The sequence below is a fragment of the Paenibacillus sp. BAC0078 genome, from assembly GCF_054483875.1.
Genome location: NZ_JBTLRW010000007.1, coordinates 223428 through 241556, shown reverse-complemented (window position 1 = coordinate 241556; position 18129 = coordinate 223428). Strand labels below are relative to the sequence as shown.

Genomic DNA, 18129 nt, shown 5'->3' with positions numbered 1-18129 from the left:
ATTGCCCGCGAACTACCGCTTACCCGGCGGCCACGCCGCTTTTCCCAGCCTCGCCGGCTTTGGCCTTCTTGATCTGCTTGCTGCGCAGCTGGCCGCAGGCGGCGTCGATGTCGACGCCGTGCTCAAGACGCGTGCTTACGCTGACGCCCTGCTTTTTGAGCGTGTCGAAGAAGGCCCGCACGGATTCGCGTTCACTCCGCTGGTATTGGCTGTGCTCATCCACCGGATTATACGGAATCAGATTCACATTAGCCATCTGCCGCCGGTCTCCGATCAGCTCGGCCAGCTCCAGGGCATGCTCCTCGCGGTCATTGACATCCTTCAGCAGAATGTACTCCAGCGTAATTCTCCGGTTCGTCTTCTCCAAATAGTAGTCGATGGCCGGCATCAATTTCTCTATAGGAATCGCGCGGTTGATCTTCATGATCCGTGTCCGCAGCTCATTGTTCGGCGCATGTAAAGAAATCGCCAGGTTGACCTGCGTGCCCGCATCAGCGAATTCTCTGATCTTGTCAGCCAGTCCGCTTGTAGATACTGTGATGCCTTTACCGGCAATCGCCAGCCCCTTGTGATGCTTGATGATGTTCAGGAAATTCAGCAGATTCTCGAAATTGTCGAACGGCTCACCGATGCCCATCACAACCACATGGCTGACTCTTTGCCCAAGCCCCAGGTTATCCAGATGCTGCTGAACCTTCATAATCTGCTCTACAATCTCTCCGCTGGAGAGGTCGCGGCTCTTCGCCAGAAGTCCGCTCGCGCAGAAGCTGCAGCCGATGTTGCACCCGACCTGCGTGGTCACACAGACGGACAAGCCGTATTTCTGCCGCATCAGCACCGTCTCAATCAGGTTGCCGTCCTTCAAGCGGAACAGGAATTTGATTGTGCCGTCCGCCGACTCCTGCTTCACATGCTCTTCCATCGACTGAAAGACAAAATGCTCCGCCAGCAGCTTCACCGTCTCGCCGTTCACCTCGGTCATTTCCGCAAAATCCGTAACCCGCAGGCGGTACAGAGAGTCCCATATCCGGGACGCGCGGGATTTCTTCTCGCCGTGCTCCACCAGCCAAGACGCCAATTGTTCTAAAGTTAATCCATAAATGGATGGTTTATTCATTTCTTATCCTCTTTTCAAAACAGTAAAGTTCAATTCATTCTACCTTGCAAAGACCCGGCTAACAACATGCATTTATTGTCTCAAATTTCTTTTATTAAAACAAGAAGAATCCCCGTCCGCCACCGCCACCGGTCTCCGCATACAAAAAAGCGTACCCACAGCCGCAGGATACGCTTCTTGCCTTTAATAGAGCATAGATTATATAGGATGAACTATTTCAAAACAGCAAATTTCAGCTTCTTACTCTTCAGATAGTCAATAATTCCAGGCAGCGCCTTGACGGTAATTGCTTTTTCGTGCAGAAGATATATGCCCCCTGAAGGATCGGTATTGTGAAAATAATGGAGGATCTGCTCCGCTGTATCCACCTTCCAGTCCTCGGGATCACGGTTCCAGAGCAGCACCTTGAGGTGCTGTCTGCTGACTTCTGCAGCAAGCTTACTATTAATAGCTCCATAAGGCGGACGAAATATAGTTACTGGCACCCCAGTATCCTGCTCCAGCTCGCGGACCGACCGGGCCAGATTGGTCCGGTTCTCTTCAATGCTGTTCTTCGTCATCTCGCTGTGATCCCAGGAATGACTGCCTACCGGCATCCCATGCTCAGCGGCATAGCGTACTTCTTCAGGATGCTGCTTCGCATTCTGGCCGATAAACAGAAAGTTCGCCGCAACCCCATGCTCCTGCAGAATATCCACGATTTGCCGGGTATACTGCGACGGTCCATCATCAAATGAGAGCGCCACATAACCTTTGGCCAAACTGTAATCATATCCGCTTCCGTCCAGCTCCAGCAATTCAACCAGCGGGTTCTGTGCCTGGGCGGCTTCCGCCTTTTCCGGTGCCTGCTCCGGTGCCTGCTCCGGTTCCTGTGTCGGTTCCGGTTCCGGTGACTGCTCCGGCTTCGGTTCCGGTAAAACCTCATCCTGCTCACCCTGCAACGAAGCCAATTGGACCTCTGAGACAGGGGAGGCAGAAACGAGCTTCCCGGCAGTTTTTTCAGGCTTAATGAAGTTTTCATGGGCTTCAGCGCTGTTGAGCAATTTGTCATCCATCCGCAGGAAGAACAAGACGAACAGGAGGCTGAACAGGATATACCGCAGGACAATGGGCCGGGCAAGCCGGATGGCATCTTTTCTACGCTTCACGGGTTGGAGCTCTTCGGAAGGGAGTTCAGCTTCAGCCTGAACCGTCCTCATTTCTTCTTGCGGATGGTGCTGCTGCTTAAATTGTAGTAGCTGTGAGACATACTCTTCGGAACAGGCAAAATACAGCGGCTCGCTGAATGTGCTGTTCATCTTGATGAGAGTGCTGAAATAGGTGCGGCGAAAAGGGTCCCACTTGGAGTAAAGCGACAGCCTTACTCTTTGTCCTTCAAAAGGGCCAAGCGAGTTCATTTGCAGGTATGTAAATTCATCAATGAGGAAAATTTGCTGCGTATATCCGCCGCTATGGGTTATACCTACCTCTATCTGATAACTATCCTCCTGATGCTTAAGCGATAGCAGTTCTATCAGGAGAGCGGCGTTTTGTTCAACAAGTGGCATAAGACCTATGTATCTCCGTTCCCGTCATTCGGTTCTACCGGTAGGGCACTGCCCCCAAAGGGTACCGTCATGCGGGTGGTGAAATCGCTGATCATGCTGGAGAGGTAGGCTTTCTCCTGCCGGACCGTATCATATTTCTGCTTCAAATGGGTGTTCTCTGTTTCAAGACGTCCGATCTTTTCTTCCAGCTCGTTCATTTTCTTCAGCTTTTCCGAAATCGCATCGTTATGCTTCTGGACAAGATTGGCATACTTTTGCTGCTCCAGCTCGATAGTGCTCTTGAGCTCATCCATATCCGAAGCCAGGGTGGTGTGCAGCTCACGGTAATCTTCCATTACCTGATCCACCTTCAGATTCCGTTCCACCAATTTATGCTCCAGCTCACGGATGTTTTTCTCCCGGTCCTCAATGACCTTATTTAAATTCTTCAGGTCCTTGTTCAGACGCTCCACATGCCCACTCGAATGGGTCAACCGGTCCTGCAGCTCATGAATAGTCGATTCTGCGTGCCCTCTGGCCTGAATCATCTGTTCTACCGCAAAAATTAAATCCAGCGACTTCTTGTCAAGCTGCGCTTTCCCCGTGGAAACAATACCGGAAAGACTGTCACCTGGTTCGTATGCTTCTGCTTCCTCAGGAGGACCTTCCGCCTCTTGAACCTTTTGAACCATGTCAGGCCTGAGCTGCTTGTCCACCGCGTCTTTCTTCTTAAAAAAAGGTGTCGCCATCTATCCTATCACCCCATTAAAAATGTCAAAAAATGTCGAGCGTATACGCATTTATTATAGTTGATTTAGCCTGTATGTAAGTGAGCCTAAATATCTAACTTTTCAATTGCATCCTAAGGCCTACTTTAACCTTTTACAGCATTGTAGGATTAAAAAAGACACCCGCCCGGAGTGCCTCTGCGTTGTTGCCTATAAAGTTGATCTGCAGATTTGCTCCTGCTCTACAAGGGCAGGCCTTCCTCCAGTTTGCTTAAAGCCTCCTCCAGCAAAGTGGAAAAATCGGCTTCCGCATGCTCTGCATAATGCAGCATCACCGATATATTGACACCTATGATTGCCCCGGCGAAGGTGCGTACCGCGATATCCTCCCGCTGCCGGCCCGTGCGCTTACAGGTCATATCAATGATTAAGTCCATCATGCTCAGCATGTTATTAAGCATAGCCGCCCGCAGCTCGGGGACCGACATCACCAGCTCGTTCCGCTCACGCATCGTCGCCAGCTCCCCGGGAGTCATCTCTTTAACACCAGATAACATAGCGTTGCGCAGCGCCTGCAGCGGACTCAGCTCCGCCGGCTGGCTCTCAAAGGAGGAGATCAGCAGAGGATCGTAGTTATCAATAATCAGCACATCTTCCTTCGAAGAGAAGTAGCGAAAAAAAGTGCTGTAGGAAATCTCCGCAGCCTCTGCGATTTGCTCCACAGTTGTCGCTTTATAGCCAAGCTCGCGAAAGAGCCGCAGCGCGTGCATTTGAATGCTTGCCATTGTTTTTGCTTTTTTGCGTTCACGTAAGCCTGCTTGCCGATGATTCAACGTCAATGCAATATCTTTGTGGCGAGTAAGCGAGTAGGCGAGCGTATCGTAGAATCGGTCAGCCGGTTTGTAGAAGGGAAGCTAAAACTGAATTTGAACCGGGAGAAAAGTGCGGTAGCCAGACCCTGGCACCGGAAGTTTTTAGGATTCAGTTTCCTGATGTATAGCACTACTTGAGTATTAGGTTCAATTGGTGCTTTTAAATTATAGAAATAATGCTTACAAATAAAGGAGAAGCAGAATTATTATTGTAAGTTATGGAGCATGAATAATCCACATGATGTATAAAGGAAACAAAAAGTCTGCTAAATTGATTCCTATCCCCAAAAGAGCGACATATCTATTTTTTTTATTCTTAAGGCCCATTAATCCGAAAACCAATCCTATAGGGCTAATATAAAAGAGAGAGATAATGCCGATACCATCTCCAAGTTGACCAGCTTTTATAGCATAGTAATCAAAAAGAAAAATTAAGACTACAAAAACACCAATTATTAAAGAATAAAATGGATATGCTAGATTTGATATTCTTTTTTTACTCATTTCAATTTCACCCTCCATACATTTATATGTAAAATAGAACTACAGATTTTGATTCAAGTTTACATTATATAGAAATTTTTGGCTATTCAAGGATTTTGAAATAGAATGGGTGCAAAAAAGTTAAGAAAAAAAGCGCAATCCGTTTGGACCACGCTTCTTACGCTTAACAGCTTATTTATAAAACACTTTTTCCACATTGTATTTGGCTCTCAGCTTGTTCGCAATGTATGTCTCATAGATTTCCCGGTCAACGGGGTCATCTACGATGCATACATCAATCTTGGTAACTTTGTCGCGGTGCGGCTTCATTACGGAGACTGTATCTTCGAATTGCTTTTTGATTCGCGGTCTCAGCTTTCTCGCCTTGCCCACGAACAGCAGCTCATCCTTGTCATTGTAGAACATGAAGATGCCGCCCTTTTCCCGGGTGATCAGGTGGAAATCCGTAAATCCGTAAATATGGCTGAGTTCAGGATTCTCCTGCTTCGTAATCGTAACATCCGGCGTTGGAATGGTAATGCTGATCATTGTAGCTCACTTCCCTCTTGGATATAGACATACATAGTATCACAGTTCAGGAACCCTGACTATGCAGAGTGAACGCAGCTTATCTGTTCCTTATCTTTTGCGGGCTTGCTGCATATTATGAGCGGCGCTCAGGCATTTTGGCCTGCCGGCTCTGGATCGCGCTAATTGTCTCTCTAATGCCGTCCTCAAATGAAGTTGCCGGAATGGGACCCGCCAGACGCTCGTATTTTCGGCCGCTTAACCGCAGCGGCTCCTTCGTCAGATAAAGCATCTCCACAATCTCTTTCATGACCGGAATAAAAAGGCCAAGCAGCGATAAGCCGAATGCGCCCACCGGGAGGACCGGACCCGACTTGCCGCTTGCCGCCCGGGCGAGGCGGACGATGTCTTTACCTGAAATGCTGCCCGCCCCGGGAATATTCCAGTTCTGCCCGTAGGCTTCATCTCTCAAGGCCAGTTCGACGATCATCACCGCCGCATCGGGCAGATATACATATTCACGCGGAACCGTCATACTTCCGATGAACATCGCCGGTTTACCGGCAGCAATCGCCTCAAGTGTCGAGCCCAAATACGAGGCTTCATTAGCAGTTGGACCATAATAATCAGGCAGCCGGACAATCATCCCCTTGCTCCGGTTCCAGCGCGGACTGAAGAACATCCGCTCGAACTCAAGCTTGATTTTGCCCTTTTTCGTGTGTGGGTTCTTGGGGAAATCCTCGCTGATCGGCTGCTCATCCTTTCTTCTGCCATAGGGGTAGATTCCGTCTACCGCAACTACTTTGGCGGCGAGCCTGTTCGCGGCTTCCATCACGGTCTCTCCCATCGGGAGCAGTCTGGTAGTCATTTCGTTATAAGGCACCGAAGCACTATGAAAAATAACATCTGCCCCCTGTACTGCAGCAAAAACATCGTCTGCACTGAAGACATCTCCCGTCTTCAGGCTGAGTCCCGCCGGATTACCCAGCTTGGCTGCAAGCTGCTCCAGCTTCGGCAAAGACCGTCCAAAGGCCACCGTTTCTACACCTCTTTTCAGCAGCTCGGCAATAATAACTGTTCCTGTTCCTCCGGTTGCACCTAATACGAGAGCCTTCTTCACTTTATTTGTCATTGTAATTCCTCCTATTTATTTATTATTGATTAATCACTAACTTGATCCTAAAAAAAATTTTGCCCAGAGATAAAGGCGGGGATTATGGCAGTTGCAGTGAGTGTGCTGTGAATGTGATTGTTTAGTGAATATGAGTTTATAGTGATTGTGAATGTATGATGGATGCGACTGTATTGTGAGTTTGAGTGTATGATGGATGCAATTGTATAGTAAATGCGATTGTATTGTGAAAGTGAATGTTCGGTAAATATGAGTGTATTGTGAATGTGAATGCTTGGTGATTGATTAATCACTACTAAATGGCTATGAAGGAACTAAGGGCTTCCCCCTATTTGATCGTCAGACTCTAAATGCTGGAGTTCAAACGATACCCCGCCGAACGGATTAGGGCGTGGAGATCACGCCGCAGGCGTATCAGGCCCCACGAACAGAATCATCCCCTGATCGGAAGAGTCTGCCCGTGTGTAAACGGACTGAGCAGCTCTTATTTCTACTTGAAGTCATTTTTCCGCAAGTTAACGGACTCCAGAGCCCTTATGGGCGGACATTCACCCCAAATATACCTGCTGAAGAAGCAATAAGCGCTTCATGGTCCGTTAGCTCGTCCTGAGCCACAGATTTAGAACTGATGCTGATCTGGTACAATCCGCAGTTTTTTCCTCACGTCTGCCGTGTTTACTCCAGATGCTTCGGCTTCAGCTCCGGCATCTCCAGCGCCATCGCAGCATGGCAGAGCATGCCGTTGGCCATAAATATACTGACCTCCACTTCGGGATGTGCCATTCCTGCTGCTGCAAACTTTTTTTCCATCAGGCTGGTTACCGATTTCATACCCGTCTGCATAGACCGGCGAATGGCTTCGTCACGGATTCCAAGCGCCTGCACCTGGAGAATGATCTCGCTGGGATGGGTCTCCATCAATTGCTCATACACACGGATTGCCTCCCCAAGCAATTCTTCCCCGGAGGCCTCCACTGCTGTAAAGGTGCGGATCGTCCGCTCAAACGCCCGGTCCAGCGCCGCCACAAACAGCTCCTCCTTGTTCTTGAACAGCTTGAAAATATACGGCTGGGATATTCCCACTTTCTCCGCTACCTGGGCGGTAGTCGCTTTGAAATATCCATGTTCCGCGAACACAACCACAGCCGCCTCCAATATTTGTTCCCGGCGGTTCACCGGGGTGGCTTCGTCTGTCTTTGTCCGCCTGCTCCCTGATTGCTTATTCATCATGTCCTCCTCTTCCCGCAATATTAGGTTATTGATCAATCACTCCCTTGGTGAAGAGTATATCCTCCTGCTATAAAATTAGCAAGCCTTTATTTAAAATTCTTGGTAAGCATAAGCGGCCCGCCGTCCTTACAGGAGCATAAGCTTCCGTACAGCGAAAAGAAAAAAGGCCCCACACACGTGAGGCCTAACAGATAAATTTACTATTTTACTTAAGCAAATCCGTCTACCCGCGCTTAATCGCGGCTCCGCAGCTTAGCCAGCAGGCGAAGAATCTCAACGTAAAGCCATACCAGTGTGACCATGAGGCCGAATGCTCCGTACCATTCCATATATTTTGGAGCGCCTTCCTCTGCCCCTTTTTCGATAAAATCGAAGTCGAGCACCAGATTGAGCGCAGCCACAATGACGATAATGATTGAAATCCCGATGCCAATCGCGCTGTTACTGTGCAGATAAGGTACGGTTACGCCAAACAGCCCGAGCACAAAGCTGAGTAAATACATGATGGCAATTCCGGCTGTCGCGGCGAATACGCCAAGCTTGAAATTTTCCGTCGCCTTGATAATTCTCGTCTTATAAGCGAGCAGCAAAGCCACAAATATGCTCACCGTCAACAGGGCCGCTTGCAGCGTTATGCCATAATACAGAGTCTCATACGACGCTGACAAGGCGCCCAGGAACAATCCTTCAGCAAGCGCATAGAAAGGTACCAAATAAGGTGCGGTTGCCGGCTTGAAGCTGATGATCAGCGCGAGTACGAACCCGGTAATCACGCCCCCGATAGCAAGAGCGCCCACATCTTGACCGTTGAAATACATCGACCAGGCGCTAAAAGCTCCTGCCAGCAAAATGGTCAGTGTAATGAAGGTTTTGTTAACTGTTCCGTTAATGCTCATCCGTTCCTGACCCGAGTACCGCTCTTCACGCTCAAAGGTCTTGTCATTTAGAGTAGGGTTACCACTGCGTCCGATCAAGGGATCATCTCTTTTCATCAATTATTTGTGTTCAATCTATTATATCGGCAGGAATGTAAATATTCGACTGTAAACTCTTATTTCGTATGATGAAAGGGACAGATCGGCTCTGCCGTTTGGCCCGAGTCAGGTTCTGGAGCTTTGCTATGAGCAATATTCTCTGGTTCAACCTCCGCATCCTGCCCCGGCCAATCGGCATACATTGGCTTCTGATACACAAGCTTTGGGCTAAGCTTCAGCTCCTTCAGCTTGTTGTCATTCCATATCGGTGTAGCCGACGGAGACATCGGCGGAATTAACCAGCCCCACTTGCCGGACACCTGGCGCCCCTGCTCCTGCTCCCGTTCCTGAAAACGGACGAACTGCTCGGCTGCCGTATGATGGTCTACGATACTGACCCCGGCCTGCTTGTAGGAATGGAGTACAGCCCGGTTCAATTCTAATAGTGCCCGGTCCTTCCATAATGAGGTATTGGTGGAGCGGTCCAGGCCAAGCAGATCCGCAACATCCGGGAGACGGTTATAGCGATCAGCATCTCCGAGATTGCGGGAACCGATTTCCGTCCCCATGTACCACCCGTTAAAAGGGGCTGCCGTATAAGTAATCCCCCCAATCTCCAGTAGCATGTCGGAAACGATAGGAACTGAATACCAGCGCAGTCCAAGCTCCGGGAACCGTTCAATTTCAGGATGGCTCAGCGGGACCTCCTGGACCAGCTCAGGCGGAATAGCGAACCAGTGCGGCGGTTCATTACCGATGCTGACCACCAGCGGCAGCACATCAAAGTCGCCGCCACTCCCCTCCCAGCCCAGCCGTCGGCAGACCGCTGTAAAAGCATCCGATGCAGGATCACCCTTCCTGGCATGACCATTCTCCGCCGGATAGCCGGCATAGCGGATCAATTGATGATTCCAAATCCGGATTGCCTTCGCAGCATCCCTGCTACTGTGGAAGACGGTCATCGTAGGGCGGATACGTCCACCATTGTTCGCTTGTTCCACATGCCGCAGCAGCTCCGCCGCCACCTCCTCTGCGGTCTCAGCCGCCCGGGCGTCAATGACTTGAAGACTCTGCCAGAATAATCGCCCGATGCAGCGGCTGTTATTGCGCCAGGCCATTTTTGCCCCATGCGCCAGCTCTTCCTCCGTATGTATATAAGTGCCGGATTGCTCTACTTCCCTGTGTATGGCCTGAATGCGTTCTGCCGCTTGCTGTTCTGTTTTCTCCAGTTCCGCATAGCATTGCCGAATGAACGATTCGGACTGTTCCATCAGCTTCGTGCGTGATTCTCCAAGCTTCAAATTCTCCATACTGTCCACTCCCCGGTTCCGGCGGGTCACGCCGGACATTCTGCTCCATGGTATTACTTACCACTCAATCATAGTAACTCCTATAGGGACATGCAAGAATGGCCGTCCGCTCCATTCCAGCGTAGAGGGCCATTAACAGCAAAAAAAGCACTCCCGGCAATAGCCGGAAATGCCAAAGCAGTCGGTTGTTTCATAAAGCTGTACATGAAATTGTGACGCTTATTGTTTCCCTTTCAGATTCTCCACTTCGGCAAGTCTGCTTTTTTCGGCTTCCAGCCGTTCTTCGGTCAAATCCACCCCATGGCCTCCCACGGAGCCTTCCGGGGCATGGCGGACCGCTTCTTCGGCATGCTCAAGACTGTTCTCCGCCTGGGTAATGGTCTGTTCGTTCGGATGGCTAAGCGCCTGGCTCACTGAATTGTGCAGCCGGGTCACCGCATCTTGCGCCTGATCCACTGTACTGTTGGTCCGCTGACTGGACTCGTAATGCCTCATAATGTATATCTCTCCCTTCAGGCACGCTTTCTGTTCCCCTTTAGCATGGATGAAGAGAGCTAATCTTATTCATCATCCCCGCAGCAGCTAGACCAGAAGCATGGCGACAATCGTCATCGCCGCAAGACCAAGCAGGACCGGCTTCAGATTGCGCCGGGCCAGCTCGAACGGGCTGACACCGCAGATGGCAGCCGCCGGGATGAGCGCCCACGGAATCAGGGTGCCGCCGCCAACCCAGATGGCGGCCACCTGGCCCAGGGCGGTCAGCGTTGCCGCGCCGGAGTGAATGGCGGCGGCAAATAACTGGGCAATCGAGCCGGCCAGCGAGATGCCGGAGAAGCCGGAGCCGTCGAGACCGGTGATCGCTCCGATCACCGTCATCGTTACGGCTCCTGCAGCACCGTTAAGCGGCACGTCGTTCGCCAGAGCGACGCCAAGATCGTTCACGATGCCGTGCGAGCCCTCCGGCAGCACCTTGCCGAACAGTTCGGCAAAGGCGGAATCGCCGAGGTAGAAGAAGGCCGCAATCGGAATGACCGGGCCGAATACTTTGAAGCCGAAGACGAAGCCTTCGATCAGGTATGAGGTAATTTTCTCCAGCCCTTGATTGCGGTGGGCCAGTAGCGTGATGACGATCAGAATGAATACGGCAGTTCCGCCGACGAGGGCCGTGGCGTCTCCGCCTTGCAGGCCAAGCGCAAACATCGCCGCTACATCCAGCAGAAAGAGCAGCGGAATGACAATAGCCAGCGCTTGCCGCAGACGGGGAGCGAGCTGAACCGGGGCCTCCTCCACCGAATTCGCATCCGGCCCCCTGAGCTTCCCGCCTGAGCCTTTGGCGGAGACCAGTCCGTCTTTCCATGTGCCGTTCTTCTGGTCACGGCGCATCATCCAGAATGCAGTGACGGTAGTGACAAGACCCATCACTATAACAAGCGGAATGCTCGCTTCCATCACACTGGAGACCGGAAGCCCCGCTGCATCTGCGGTGAGCTTCGGTGCGCCTTGAATAATGTAATCCCCGGATAACGCGATTCCATGACCGAACAGATTCATTGCCATTGCGGCGCCGAGCGCGGGCAATCCGACCCGGATAGCTACCGGCAGCAGGACTGCGCCTACCAGTGCAACCGCAGGCGAAGGCCAGAAGAAGAAGGAGGTCACCATCATAATCAGCCCAATTCCCCAATAAGCCATCGCCGGCGTGCGCAAAAAACGGGTAACCGGGGCAACCATCGTCTCATTGATGCCGGTGATGATGAGAATCCGGCTCATCGCCACAATGATGGAAATGATCATGATCGTCCCAAGCAGCTCCTTGGTGGCATAAACAAAGGAATTGAAAATCCCAGATACCGAGCCGCTAAGCGTCTCCGTCGCAAGCAGCCCCAAGGCAAAAATACCGGCCACACAGATCATCGTCGTATCGCGCCGCCGGATCAGCAGCACCAGTATAAACACAATAAAGGCCAGATAAACCCAGTGAATGGCTGTAAGCTGAATGCCCATATTGAATGCGCCCCCCTTCCTACATCTAGCAATTTGGTGCTACATGCTATGCAGGAGGATGGGCTATTGTTCGTATGGAGTCTATTGTCTTGTAAACTTTGTAATCCCTCTAGTGAACTACTTCAATCCGAAGTCAGTGTCCTCTGTGTGACCTTATGGCTCGCATCAGCAGAATCTGGTGCAGCCATTCCTGTGACGGTGCTTCATGCACGGAAACTGCATCCGAAACCGAATGAGCATCCCCTTTCAGGGAAAGCAGGTTTCTGGATAAGACCGGAAGCGCGGATTGAAATGACTGGAGCCCTCCAGAAGTTTCCCGCGCTTTTTCCTTCTGCTCTTGCTGCTTCTCCACATCCTCCGGGGAGGCTGCCGAAGATGACCCATACACTGTGAATGTGCCGTCCTTATGTATAATCAGACTGCGGCCCATCGCCTTCATCCCCAGCTTCTGCCCCATATGATTCAGACCCTTCGGCTCTTCATTGACGAAATCATCAATATAACTGTATACCTTCTTGCTTAAGACAGTGTCCTTAACCATCTGCTGCAGGATATTTGGAGCAATCACAAGCTCCGGCAAGCTGTCACTTGCACCGAGGTCTGTAATTTCCTTCTCATCACTCCCGACCGATAGAATGCCGACATTCAAGCCATATTTCCGCTTAATTCTCTGTACCTGCGCCTGGCTTGCAGCGGTAACAGCCGCCAGGGTTGCGGTGAAGCTAAATGGAGAAGTCTCAGTAGAGGCTTTGATCTCTGGCTGCTGCGGCGGCCGGGTTAAGGAGATGGGATTGATTCCGTTTATGGGAATATTCATCTTATATTCCTCCTCTCAGATGCTCGTAACCTTTATATCGGCTGCGGGAGGATGATATCTTAAAAACCACTCCGGCAAGCCGAAGTGGTCGATTTGAGAAGCTTGGCGCAGCCGCCTATAAGTCAAGCCGCAGCTTGATAATCTATTGCCCGGCTATTTGCCGGCCGTAATAAAAAACCTGTGCTCCGTGCTGCGGATGCAGCCTTCTTGCGCAAGTCTTTGCTGGAGCAGACAGAGCCTATCGAAGCATTTCTCCACGGTGAAGCCGGGGAATTCCCATTCAATGATTTTAGCGAAATATACTAGCGCCCCTATATCATAGAACCTAAGCTCGGGGAAACATTCCGCAGCCGAAGACACAGTAAATCCGCCCCGCCGCAGTTCATCACAAACCGCGTCCAAGTAAAAAGCCTCATCCACTGCCGCAGCTTCTCCGCCAAGCAACATTTCGGACAAAGCCCGGTTATTCTGCCCGCCCACCTGCTGGGTTACAAACACACCGCCCGGCTTCAGAATCCGGTATACCTCTTGAATCGAAAACGACTCGTGGCGGTTGATCACCACATCGAAGAACCCGTCCTCAAACGGCAGCTTATCGTCACTGAACACCTGTCTGACCTCAATGCCATATGGCGGCAAAAGCTTCTTGCACAGCTCATAATTGGGTGGGTATGCTTCCGTGGCAAAGGTCTTCCCCCTTGGCGGTTCCAGGGATAAGAGGAACTCTCCTCCGCCTGTGCCCATATCCAGCAGGGTGGTCTTGTCATTTATATATTGTCTAACAGCCGCTTCATAGCTCCAAGGCGGTTCATCCCCTGCCATACGCCCATCCAGCGATGAGAAATCCCAACCCTTGAAGACTCTCTGTTCCTCCTGCAGCCATTGCTTCTTCAATTCCTTGATATCCATATCCTGTACCCCTCTCGCATTTTAGTTAAAATAACAGCTATGCGGATAGGTGCAGTTGATCTATCAAACTGATAACATCATTTGTATTACGCCCGGTACATCCTGTTATCAGGTTCCCTCAACCGCACCGGGCAGTTACCGAATTTGATCACCATTTGATTAACTCCTCTATCAATTTAACCAGCATGTATCCACTGATTTCCATATCATCATATCATGAAAACAACCAGATCTACCACGCGAAAAGAGGGAAGCCTCTGGCTTCCCCCTTATCTCAGAACGCTAAATATTATTTGCCTAAAGCTCCTGCTGCCGCATCCTCGCCGCCAAGACGGCCGGAGGTGAATGAATAGCCGAGGCCTACGCCGTTGCCGACATAAGTATCATTGAACAATACGCCTTCGGATTCAAGTCCTACCGCGTACAGGCCTTTGATTGGCACACGTTTGTCGTTCAGCACCTGGAACTTTGTATTTACAAGCAGCCCGCCAACCGAACCCAGATTGTTAACCTCGGCGATGATGGCATAGTATGGACCGCTCTCTCCCATTGGAAGCAAATATTCCTTCGCTTTGCCGAACTCAGTATCCACGCCTGTCTTCGTTGCTTCCTGGTATTTCTTGAAGGCATCGCTAAATACGGCGGCATCCATACCAGCATTCTTAGCCAGTTCTTCAATGGTGTTGCCTTTATAACCATCGCCGCCAGCGACCATGGATTCGAATACTTTATCGGCATCCTTCCAAGGGTTATCCAGCTTGAATTGATCTTTGAAGGTAGCATAGAATTCCGGCGGCATTCCTGGCAGCGCAGGCGCTTTTACACCATTCATACCTTTCGCCTTCAAAGCGTCGATCTGTGCCTGCGAGACGATTACCAAGTGATACGCGCCGTTAAAAGCACTGGTATTGGCAGCAGCTACGGCAGTAAGTGTAGCCGCTTCGTCTCTGAATCTTGCTCCCGAAGGACCGACATTCATCAGCGTAGGCAGGTAGGAGAGCATCAGCGGATAGCTGGCCTCGAACGGCTTGTACTGTGCTTTAAGCTTTTCTGTGGCTCTCGCCAGGGTCTGGTGCAGCATTTGTCCGCCGAAATTATCGGGAACCTTGGCCCCGGCATCCCAGGACATCTTCAGCCCTTCGCCGACATTCTGGCCCAGCCCGCCGTTGACGCCTTCAAAGCCGAAGGCCTCTTTAACCATTTCTTTATTTCCGGCATAACCGCCGGTGGCCATGATGATACTTTTACCGGTAATTTCAAGCGTTGTGCCGTCAGCCTTCTCAGCTACTACACCAGTCACCTCGCCGTTAGCGCCGGTAATCAGCTTCTTGGCGGTCGTTTCGGTGAGGACCTGTCCGCCGCCCTTCTCTACCGATGCCTTCAGCATTGCCCGGAGTGTCGGCTGACGGGTTTCATAGGCCGGAAGCATATGCAACTGCTCCCCGGCAAAGTTGATAAAGGTAGTTTTATAGCCTTTTTTGTTCAGCCAATCATAGGTTTCACCGGACTTCGTCACATACTGGCGGATGGCCGCCGCATCAACTCTCCAGTGATTGTTAACGATCCATTCCGAGATTTCCTTCTCTACATTTACCTTCAGCCCGCTGCTGACAGCAGCCGAAGAGTTGTAGAACTTGCCTGCCCAGGACAGATTGCTCGCTCCGCCGATGGTCGCTGTTTTCTCAATGATAATAACCTTCGCGCCCTTATCTGCCGCCGAGACGGCTGCCGACACACCGGATGCGCCTGCGCCTACAACGACAACATCCGCCGACAGTTGCTCGGTTTTGCCTTCGCCGGCTTTGGCTACCGTTCTGGATTTGAACGCCTCCACATTGCCGCCCGCCTGCTTCACAGCATCTTCAACAGCGGTCAGAATGGCCTTGCTGGATTCAGAAGCCCCGCTGACAGCGTCAATCGCCAGGGTCTGGCCTGCGATGATCTCATCCTTGATCTTGTTGATGGCCTCAACGCCGATCCCTGCGGTCTCCTTCTGGCTGACCACCTTAATGTCGGTAATCTTCGACTCTGCATCCAGAGTGACCTCTACCTGGATCTTTCCGTCCTTCCCGTCGGCTTCCGCCTTATAGGTTCCTGCTTTAAAAGAAGCCGGTACCCCACTGTTCTCTGCCGCCTGCTGCGTCGCCTCAGGCGATGCCGATGCTGATGCTGACGGCTGCTCCGAAGCCGCCGGCTCAGCCGAATTATTGCCGCTGCAGCCGCTGATCAGCGACAGAATCATGACGAGACACACGGATAACAATAACATTTTGTTCTGTGCTTGCTTACGCATTAGTTTTCCCCCTGTGTGAATTAGTGCGCAGCCCCCTGTCTCTTTCTGGCGGGACCGCTAGCCTACGCACAGAGTCTAAACCTTGGTGCAGCACCAAGGTCAATGAATGTTATGTGAAATTTTTCGCAATCGGAATGTTGATTTCAAGAAATGTTGTGTTGCATTCGCCCTTTCTTTCCGTGAACAAAATCTTGCCGCTGATATCGCCGGTGATGGCATAGCGCTGCCCGCAGGCGTAATCCAGCATAAATTGAAATGCCTCCCGCCCAAGATCCTCCTCATAGGAGCTGGCAATCACTGCGGAAATGCAGGTAGACGGCTCAATGTACTCCATGCTCTCATTCACATCAACCCCCAGCCGCTGCTGATCGTCTTCAAGCAAGGCCAGCCCCCAGCTATATTCCAGCTCTGCACTCCCTAGAATATCCTCCGTGTTCTCGATTCTGAAGGAATAGAACGTAAAGGGCAGCAGCTCCATCCAGGCCTGCACTGTTCTTTTGATACAATCCTTTTGCAGCAAATGATTTTTGTTCGTCTGCTGAACTCTGTACATTCCGGGGACCTGCTTGATTCGGCATGTATAAAAAGCTTCGCCGATCCTCCGCAGCTCCGTGTGGATCTCATTGATTTTATCCAGCAGCATGGTACTGCGCTTGATTTCCTCCTCCAGCTGCAGTTGTGCGGCGGCGATAGACTCCAGAACCTGCTCGGCAGGAGCGTCATTAATCAGCCCGGCGACATCCTGCAGCGGAATCTGCATGCTCCGGTACCACCGGCTGGACAGTAAATTTCTGGCGTCCAAATCGTTGAAATAGCGGTAATTGTTATGATGATCCTTCATGGGGCGGACAATGTCATGCTTCTCATAGAGCCGCAATGTATCCGCCGTCACGCCCAGAATTGAGGCAAACTCGCCGATTGAATATTTCATGAAAAGCCCCCCAGCCTCATTGCTTTCAATCTTCTTGTTATTTATGATAGAGGGTTTTAATAGAAGGCTTTGTGGATTATGTCACATCGTTTATACTGAAATATACTAGAGAACGCGAACTTGGAGGGAACCTCATGGATTTGACAGAGAAGGTAGCAGAGCTCCCGTTATCGCCCGGCGTCTACCTGATGAAGGACAGTCTGGGCCATATCATCTATGTCGGCAAGGCCAAACAGCTGAAGAAACGGGTACAGTCCTATTTTTACAATTCCAAGGGTCATTCCCCCAAGGTTAAGCAGCTGGTAAAACACATCAGAGATCTCGATTACAGGCTCACCGATACGGAATTTGAAGCCTTTTTGCTGGAGTGCCAGCTCATTAAGGAAATCAAACCGATGTACAACAAAAAAATGAAAAATCCGCTCGCCTACAGCTACATTGCCATCCGCACAGATACTCCTTACCGGCAGCCGGCTGTGACCTATGATCCCGGCGAGTTTGAGGACAGCCTGTATTTCGGGCCTTATACGAGCAGGAGTACCGTTGAACGTGCGCTCCAGGGAATTAAGGAATGCCAGAAGATTCTCTGCAGCACGCCCCATGCCAAAAGCACCCTCTGTCTCAACCATTCGCTCGGTTTATGTATCGGCATGTGCGGGGGCGGGGCGGCGCTTGAGCGGTACAATGAAATTATTGGCGATGTTATTGAACTACTGCATGGGAATGACAATAGCATCCTGAATGATTTGGAGCGGCGCATGAACACCGCTGCGGAGAATTTCGAGTTCGAGACTGCGGCCAAATACCGCGATTATGTCACCGCCGTCCGTTCCCTGCTGCAGAAAGAGAAGGTGATCGGCTTCACTGCGCAGAACCAGAACATCGCCGTCCTTGAGCCAATAAATGAACAGACCCTTAAGCTTATGCTGATAAAAGGCGGCGAGATTATCTTCCGTTCCAGGCTGGAGGCCGGGGATACGCCAATGGAGCAGCTCTGTGGCGTCATACAGACAGCCATTACGGACAGCTTCGGGAAGCTAGTGCACAGGGAGCCGGAGGAAATCAGCCGCCATAAGCTGGATGAAGCCCAGATTATTTACAGCCACCTGGCAAGCAGCTCCGGCAGCTATGTCCTGATTCCTGAGAAATGGCTTACACCGGAAAATGAGGCGGAGCTGGCCGCAGCGGTCAGCGAACTGCTCCAGAATATTAAAAAATCCCCTCGCCTGATCTGATGGCGAGGGGATTTTTATTAAGTATAGGCTAAATATAGGC

The 18129-nt window shown here is 51.0% G+C and carries 17 protein-coding genes and 1 pseudogene; 2 read left to right on the top strand and 16 right to left on the bottom strand.

The genetic code is table 11. The features are described 5' to 3' along the window. Positions 1-19 precede the first annotated feature (19 nt). The 4 genes from rlmN to ACX1DY_RS15570 all read right to left on the bottom strand — a co-directional run bounded on the left by rlmN (position 20) and on the right by ACX1DY_RS15570 (position 4156). Positions 20-1117, bottom strand: a complete 1098-nt coding sequence (rlmN, locus tag ACX1DY_RS15585) for a 23S rRNA (adenine(2503)-C(2))-methyltransferase RlmN (RefSeq protein ID WP_458965100.1) — start codon at positions 1115-1117, stop codon at positions 20-22. A gap of 212 nt (positions 1118-1329) precedes the next feature. Next, positions 1330-2664 carry a polysaccharide deacetylase family protein gene (locus ACX1DY_RS15580; protein ID WP_458965099.1) on the bottom strand — a complete coding sequence of 445 codons (1335 nt, stop codon included), beginning with the start codon at positions 2662-2664 and terminating at the stop codon, positions 1330-1332. 5 nt (positions 2665-2669) lie between these two features. Then, positions 2670-3392 (bottom strand): hypothetical protein, encoded by a 723-nt coding sequence (locus ACX1DY_RS15575; protein ID WP_458965098.1) that lies wholly within the window; start codon positions 3390-3392, stop codon positions 2670-2672. Positions 3393-3613: 221 nt separating this feature from the next. Continuing rightward, positions 3614-4156 (bottom strand): acyl-CoA-like ligand-binding transcription factor, encoded by a 543-nt coding sequence (locus ACX1DY_RS15570; protein ID WP_458965097.1) that lies wholly within the window; start codon positions 4154-4156, stop codon positions 3614-3616. A gap of 54 nt (positions 4157-4210) precedes the next feature. On the opposite strand from ACX1DY_RS15570, the pseudogene ACX1DY_RS15565 reads away from it, so the two are divergent. Then, positions 4211-4363, top strand: a pseudogene (locus ACX1DY_RS15565) (group II intron reverse transcriptase/maturase); the annotation flags it as partial. Between the two features lie 96 nt (positions 4364-4459). Here ACX1DY_RS15565 and ACX1DY_RS15560 read toward each other — a convergent pair. The 12 genes from ACX1DY_RS15560 to ACX1DY_RS15505 form a co-directional block, all read right to left on the bottom strand. Further along, the gene (locus ACX1DY_RS15560; RefSeq protein WP_458965096.1) at positions 4460-4747 is read right to left on the bottom strand and encodes a hypothetical protein; all 288 of its coding nucleotides are present in this window, start codon (positions 4745-4747) and stop codon (positions 4460-4462) included. A gap of 171 nt (positions 4748-4918) precedes the next feature. Next, positions 4919-5275 carry a nucleotide excision repair endonuclease gene (locus ACX1DY_RS15555; protein ID WP_458965095.1) on the bottom strand — a complete coding sequence of 119 codons (357 nt, stop codon included), beginning with the start codon at positions 5273-5275 and terminating at the stop codon, positions 4919-4921. Between the two features lie 115 nt (positions 5276-5390). Next, complete coding sequence (locus ACX1DY_RS15550; RefSeq protein WP_458965094.1) at positions 5391-6386, bottom strand: NAD-dependent epimerase/dehydratase family protein; 996 nt, start codon at positions 6384-6386, stop codon at positions 5391-5393. A gap of 675 nt (positions 6387-7061) precedes the next feature. Next, entirely contained in the window at positions 7062-7613 is a 552-nt protein-coding gene (locus ACX1DY_RS15545; protein WP_458965093.1) for a TetR/AcrR family transcriptional regulator, read from the bottom strand. A 236-nt stretch (positions 7614-7849) separates the two neighbouring features. Beyond that, entirely contained in the window at positions 7850-8590 is a 741-nt protein-coding gene (locus tag ACX1DY_RS15540) for a Bax inhibitor-1/YccA family protein (RefSeq protein WP_458965092.1), read from the bottom strand. Positions 8591-8667: 77 nt separating this feature from the next. Further along, positions 8668-9900, bottom strand: coding sequence for a nitric oxide synthase oxygenase (locus ACX1DY_RS15535; protein ID WP_458965091.1), 1233 nt, complete (start codon positions 9898-9900; stop codon positions 8668-8670). A gap of 219 nt (positions 9901-10119) precedes the next feature. Beyond that, positions 10120-10395, bottom strand: a complete 276-nt coding sequence (locus ACX1DY_RS15530; RefSeq protein ID WP_458965090.1) for a hypothetical protein — start codon at positions 10393-10395, stop codon at positions 10120-10122. Between the two features lie 87 nt (positions 10396-10482). Further along, a complete protein-coding gene (locus ACX1DY_RS15525; RefSeq protein WP_458965089.1) occupies positions 10483-11904 on the bottom strand; it encodes a hypothetical protein in 1422 nt (473 codons plus the stop codon). Positions 11905-12037: 133 nt separating this feature from the next. Next, on the bottom strand, positions 12038-12721 hold the full coding sequence (locus tag ACX1DY_RS15520; RefSeq protein WP_458965088.1) for a DUF6033 family protein: 684 nt from the start codon (positions 12719-12721) through the stop codon (positions 12038-12040). Between the two features lie 153 nt (positions 12722-12874). Beyond that, positions 12875-13630, bottom strand: coding sequence for a class I SAM-dependent methyltransferase (locus tag ACX1DY_RS15515; protein ID WP_458965087.1), 756 nt, complete (start codon positions 13628-13630; stop codon positions 12875-12877). 289 nt (positions 13631-13919) lie between these two features. Further along, entirely contained in the window at positions 13920-15923 is a 2004-nt protein-coding gene (locus ACX1DY_RS15510; RefSeq protein WP_458965086.1) for an FAD-binding protein, read from the bottom strand. 109 nt (positions 15924-16032) lie between these two features. Then, positions 16033-16854, bottom strand: coding sequence for a MerR family transcriptional regulator (locus tag ACX1DY_RS15505; RefSeq protein WP_458965085.1), 822 nt, complete (start codon positions 16852-16854; stop codon positions 16033-16035). 134 nt (positions 16855-16988) lie between these two features. Between ACX1DY_RS15505 and ACX1DY_RS15500 the strand changes: the two genes are divergently transcribed. Further along, entirely contained in the window at positions 16989-18089 is a 1101-nt protein-coding gene (locus tag ACX1DY_RS15500) for a UvrB/UvrC motif-containing protein (RefSeq protein ID WP_458965084.1), read from the top strand. Positions 18090-18129: the final 40 nt, after the last annotated feature.